Annotated in this window: 4 protein-coding genes; all 4 read right to left on the minus strand. The window is 42.7% G+C overall.

Features of this window, described 5'->3' with window-relative positions; all coding sequences use genetic code 11:
- Window positions 1-538 precede the first annotated feature (538 nt).
- Window positions 539-1627, minus strand: coding sequence for a hypothetical protein (locus V6C93_RS22475; RefSeq protein WP_333478904.1), 1089 nt, complete (start codon window positions 1625-1627; stop codon window positions 539-541).
- Between the two features lie 387 nt (window positions 1628-2014).
- The gene (locus tag V6C93_RS22480; protein WP_333478905.1) at window positions 2015-2884 is read right to left on the minus strand and encodes an SDR family oxidoreductase; all 870 of its coding nucleotides are present in this window, start codon (window positions 2882-2884) and stop codon (window positions 2015-2017) included.
- A 264-nt stretch (window positions 2885-3148) separates the two neighbouring features.
- Window positions 3149-4000: an SDR family oxidoreductase gene (locus V6C93_RS22485; protein ID WP_333478906.1), complete on the minus strand. Its 852-nt coding sequence runs from the start codon at window positions 3998-4000 to the stop codon at window positions 3149-3151.
- A gap of 370 nt (window positions 4001-4370) precedes the next feature.
- Entirely contained in the window at window positions 4371-4829 is a 459-nt protein-coding gene (locus V6C93_RS22490) for a phage holin family protein (protein ID WP_333478907.1), read from the minus strand.
- Window positions 4830-4908 lie beyond the last annotated feature (79 nt).

Consider the following 4908-nt stretch of genomic DNA (forward strand, 5'->3'; position numbering starts at 1 on the left):
AAAAAATAAAAGTGATTTTAAAAAGTGTTAATTTATAAAATTTAATTACCCTCCCTTAACTACTCTTAAATTATAGACAATTACCTATGGTTATTGAAGTAAACATACAGTATAGCTGATTTTCTTCTTACCGGATTCCTGGAAGAGGCAAAAGTGACAGCCTAGCTATAATCTTCTTGAGTTTAGAGATATCTCTATATTTTGGGTATATCGCTCAGCAAGCATAAGCTATATCTTAAGACGTATTTACAAAATATTATTTATTGCAACTTTAATGGCCGGATTTGGCCTGATATCTCAAGGAGATAACTTCCGATCTAGACCTGCTCTCTTTTTGAGGAATATTTGTCTAGTCATCCCATCCTCTTAGGCAATCTTCGCTATCTCCTAGAGCGTCGGTAAGAACATGGGTTAAGCATTTCTGCATTCAGCCATACAGGCTTAATTAATATTAAGGATTGCTGTTTAGATACCCAGACATTGCATTGAAAGAGCCTTACCTTACGTGGGTAGCTATGAACAAACTCAAAATCGCTAATCACAGACCCGCTGGAGGAACGACGGGTACATAAGGCATAGCAAAAAAACCGCGTATATTCTTGTCGAACTCACCTATCTTTTGAGAACAATTAAAACCCAAAACAGTTCTCTTACGCGGAGGAACACCAGGCAGAAGAGTAGTACCGACAGGTACTCTCTCAAGCCGAATAGCAACATCATCTCTTTGGGGATAATTGGGGTCGTAAATATTGATGTCAATAGTCGTTGCTGAGATTTCTGAGTAGCTATAAGCTAAAACCTGATGATTGTTCCAAATTTCCAAGCTATCACGACCACTCACATAAATCAGACCCAACACTACGGCATTTCCATCATCCAATTTGGCATGAATTTCCTCAAATTCATCATAGGTTCGCTTTTGAATCCCAAAGATTGTATCGTCGGGTAATACCATCCATTGAGCAAATTTAGTAATATAATCACCCAATGCCCCAAATGTATCGACTTGCCGTCGATAGAGATAGGTATGCAGAGCTGAGCCTTGTGTTGGCGTACTGATATCCGAAGGAATACTCCGACCCGCAAGCAGAAAGTCATACACGGCAGAAGACATTCCTCCACACAGGCCATAGGCTTTCCCAACCGATGACAGAGCTGGCAAATTCGGAATGGAAAAGGGTAGGGGGTAGCCAGAAAAGTTGTTGACGAACTTGAACCCATGCACAGAGGGTTTAAAGGGGAACGGCGGAATTTCTGGCAATCGGAACTCGGTTTGGAACGGTACAATAAAGGCCGTATGAACGCAACGCCGACCATTAAAGGTATAGCGAAATTCCAAATAGGGCATATAGATATCTGTGAGGTCAGGGATGCGTCGTGTGCGGGTCGTTAAGGTCAAGTCCCAAAGAAGGTTTACAGGTTCTCTTGTCGTAATGGTGTTGTAGTCAAGGTAGCGAGAGGGTTCAAAATGAACGGTGAATTTACCTTCGCGATCAGAACGGCCTGGGTTAATCGTCAGGTCATCATCGCCTTTCCCCGGTTCATCCTTATCGAAAACACGAACTAGAACGTTTTGAGCCGGAAACCCATTGGCAAAAAGAACTTTCCCTGTAAAATTTTCAGCCATCGTTTAATGAATTGTGACTTGAGAGTTTCAAGTAAGACATTTTTGCAATGAATACACGAGAAATGTAAACATTTCGGAGTCAAGCTATATTTTGTAATAATTATTTTTATGTTCAATAGTATAAATAGTCGTGTCCTGATTCAACCCTTAGTTAGATCGCCTTTTCTTGTGATTCAAATCACTAGAGTTTTGTAGGGAGCTTGAGAGCAATTATCCAAGGGGCAGCAGCAACGCTGAACACGAAAAAATTGTAGAAACAGGGTATTCAGTGTTCCTACAATCATCAGGTATTTCTTGAGGGGTTAGAGATTGACCACGACGCCACCATTGAGATGCAAGAGTTAAGCCACAATGTAATTAACAGTGGATACTCCTGCACAGCACCATCTAGGCATTGACAACTTCGCCACCATTAGGATGCAGAATTTGACCTGACATGTAAGAGGAATCATCCGAAGCCAGGAACACATAACAAGGGGCAACTTCTTCGGGTTGTCCAGCACGCTGCATCGGTACTTGTGCACCGAAACTCTTCACCTTTTCTTCAGGAAAAGTTGAGGGAATCAGGGGAGTCCAGATCGGACCTGGAGCAACACCATTTACGCGAATACCTTTCTCAACTAAGGATTGCGATAGAGAACGAGTAAAAGCAACGATCGCACCCTTAGTCGAAGAGTAATCCAACAGTTGAGGATTACCCTTGTAGGCTGTGACAGATGTGGTGTTGATAATAGCACTACCTTCTTTCAGGTGGGGTAGAGCGGCTTTGGCCATGAAGAACATACCAAAGATATTGGTGCGGAAGGTGCGCTCTAGTTGCTCGGCAGTAATTTTTTCAATACTCTCTTGTGGATGCTGTTCCGCCGCGTTGTTGATCAGAATATCCAGGTGTCCTAATTCCTGAACCGTTTGCTGTACCGCTTGCTGGCAGAACTGTTCATCACCGACATCTCCCTTAATCATCAGACAGCGCTTGCCTTCGGCTTCTACCAATCGCTTGGTTTCCTCCGCATCTTGGTCTTCGCTGAGGTACATGATTGCGACATCTGCCCCCTCTTTGGCGTAGAGGATCGCCACTGAACGACCGATGCCACTATCACCACCTGTAATGAGCGCCACTTTACCTTCCAGTTTGCCCGCCGCCCGGTAGTTAGAACCCTTAGCCTGGGGTTTTGGTGTCATTTCGGCTTCGCTGCCAGGTCGGTGGTCTTGGTGCTGCGCTGGTTGTAATTCTTGCTTTTCTTGAGCCTGAGTCATAGTGCTTTTACCTTTGTTTGCTTACTAATTTTTGGAGCTTGTATTGTTTTCAGACTCCATTACTTTAGAAAGGAGTTTCTATTAGTTCTTGCTTCATTAGAAAGAGCCTTAACTATACCTTTAGATAAGTATTTTTCTTAAAATAACTAGTGCTTAATGTTACTCTTCAATACAAAATCACCCACTCATTTGGTGGGTGTAGCTTAGCTATCAATTTGCATTGACTCTAGATTTTTAATGGATAGTTCTGCCAAGAAAAGCAAATTAGCATGGCAGGCTTTGGGTAAATAACACTTGACCCGCCATGTAAGAGGAGTCTTCTGAAGCTAAAAAGACAACGCTTTGGGCAATGTCATTCGGTTGGGTTGCTCCTGCCATTGACATTTGAGCGCCCATTGCTTTTACTTGATCAGTCGGTAAATTAGAGGGAACCAGCATAGTCCAGACAGGGCCAGGTGCGACACCATTAACTCGGATGCCTTGATCTCCCAAGGATTGGGATAAGGAGCGAGTAAAGGTCAGAATAGCCCCTTTGCTAGAGGTATAGTTCAACGATTGTTGGTTTCCAGGGGATGCCGTTACAGAAGTGGTATTAATGATGGTGCTTCCCTCTTGGAGGTAAGGCAATGCGGCATTGGTCATGTAAAACATACCGCATAGATTGCTTTGTAATGTGTTCTCTAGCTCTTCAGTGCTGGTATTTTCAGAACTCTTTTGGGGTTGCTGTTCAGCGGCGTTATTCACCAAAATATCAATTTTGCCAAACTGGTCAATGACTTGTTGTACTGCCTGCTGACAAAATTGCTCATCCCCAACATCACCAGCAATCAAGAGGCAAGAGCGCCCCTCTTCTTGTACTATGTGTTGAGTGTTTTCGGCCTCTTCGTGAGCTTCGTAGCAGACAATGGCCAGGTCAGCTCCTTGTTGAGCAAATGCGATCGCAACGGCACGACCGATCCCGTCATCTCCACCGACAATCAAGGCTACTTTATTCTGTAACTTCCCACTCTTGTGAGGTTTTAATTCCTCAAGGTTTTGCGGCTGCATCATTTCCGCTCTCCTGTCATAAATTTGCTGCTGTTTTTGTGCTGGTCTTTGCTGCTGAACAGAGGTCATTTTTTTCTCCTAAAAATTCCTTAAAACAAGGAGCTAGCTAAGGGGAAGTAAGCTTTTAAAAAATAGGCTAAGCTTGTAGCTCACTCAAAGCTTTTTTTATATTTTTCGTAGCTTTGTATTATATGCTTATCCATCTTTATATAGTTTAACAACTAGCTAACACTAATTGTTCTGTCTACCGATGGAAAGAAAAAGGCAGCCTAGCTAGGTAAATACAACTTAACTAGCTTTTGTCTATCCCTCTTTGGATAGAAGTAGACAGTAAGAAGCAGGCTCGTAGTGCAACTGAAAACCTCAAGCGCAAAAAAAGGGCAAGTAGGTAAACTTGCTCCTTTTCGTTGCTCTATTTAGATGTTTTCGAGCTCTCAGATTACGCTTCTACCTTATTAGGATTTTTCTGAGCCGCTTCTATCTGGAGTTCAGAATTCCGTGCAGCGTCTAACGAGTTAGAGTTACTTGGAGTACCACCAATTTTGAGATCGGGATTTTTCTCAGCGAAGTAGTTGCTCAAGAAGGTGTTCACCAACGACAAGATAATAGGGCCTAGGATAATCGCTAATAAACCACTCACCCTAAATCCAGGCACAAAGACTGATGCTAACCAAAAGCAAATACCATTAACAACTAAGGAAAATGCTCCTAAGCTGACGAAGTTCAGCGGCATCGATAGCGCTGACAAAATAGGCTTGACAGAGGCATTAACACCTCCAAGTGCCACAGCAGCAATTAAAGCGGCAGGAAATGTAGCGAGATCAACCCCTGGAACGACTAAGTCAACGACCAGTAAGCTGAGTGCAGTTGCTAATAAACTAAAAAAGGTTCCAAGCATAGTTTCTTCCTCAAATTTACAAACAGTAATTTTCTAAAAACTCAGTACTATCCCAATCTTCAGTGATTAAATAATTTCA

This window comes from Allocoleopsis sp. (assembly GCF_036703385.1).
Lineage (GTDB): Bacteria > Cyanobacteriota > Cyanobacteriia > Cyanobacteriales > Coleofasciculaceae > Allocoleopsis.